General features: G+C 50.1%; 1 protein-coding gene. It reads left to right on the top strand.

Translation table 11 applies throughout. The features are described 5' to 3' along the window. A partial coding sequence (locus HPS55_RS14045; protein WP_172325116.1) for a type IV secretory system conjugative DNA transfer family protein occupies positions 1-1,050 on the top strand: 1,050 nt, incomplete at both ends.

Genomic DNA, 1,050 nt, shown 5'->3' on the forward strand with positions numbered 1-1,050 from the left:
ACAACCTGATGGATGACGTGTTCAACAACGAGAACGAGAGTTTCATGCAGGAAACACGGCTTATCGAAAGCGAGTATTCGGTCAATCTGCCGACACGGTTCTACTACAAAAAGCGTTGGAACAACGGCTGGATCAATGTCGTGAATCCCTTCAGGGCTTCCATCGTATTGGGTACGCCGGGCAGTGGTAAATCCTATGCGGTGGTAAACAATTTCATCAAGCAGCAGATAGAAAAGGGCTTTTCGATGTATGTGTACGACTTCAAATTCAGCGACTTGTCCACGATAGCCTACAATCACTTGCTGAACCACCCGGAGGGCTACAAGGTGAAACCGAAGTTCTATGTGATAAACTTCGACGACCCGCGACGCTCGCACCGTTGCAATCCCATCCACCCGGATTTCATGGAGGATATCACGGACGCTTACGAGAGCGCGTACACCATCATGCTCAACTTGAATAAAAGTTGGGTGCAAAAGCAGGGCGACTTCTTTGTGGAATCGCCCATCATCCTCTTCGCGGCTATCATCTGGTATCTCAAAATTTTTCAGAACGGCAAGTATTGCACGTTCCCCCATGCCATCGAGTTCCTGAACCGCCGTTACGAGGATATTTTCCCTATACTGACCTCTTACCCGGAACTGGAAAACTATCTTTCTCCTTTTATGGATGCGTGGCTCGGAGGGGCAGCCGAGCAGTTAATGGGGCAGATCGCTTCGGCGAAAATTCCGCTATCACGTATGATTTCCCCGCAGCTCTATTGGGTAATGTCGGACAGCGAGTTCACGCTGGACATCAACAATCCCGAAGAGCCGAAAATTCTCTGCGTGGGCAACAATCCCGACCGTCAGAACATTTATGGTGCGGCTCTCGGTCTGTATAACTCCCGTATCGTGAAGCTCATCAACAAGAAAGGGATGTTGAAGTCGTCGGTCATCATCGACGAGCTTCCGACGATATATTTCAAGGGGCTGGACAACCTTATCGCCACCGCGCGAAGCAACAAGGTTGCCGTGTGTCTGGGCTTTCAGGATTTCAGCCAGTTGGTGC

It is taken from the genome of Xylanibacter rodentium, assembly GCF_013166575.1.
Classification (GTDB): Bacteria; Bacteroidota; Bacteroidia; order Bacteroidales; family Bacteroidaceae; genus Prevotella; species Prevotella rodentium.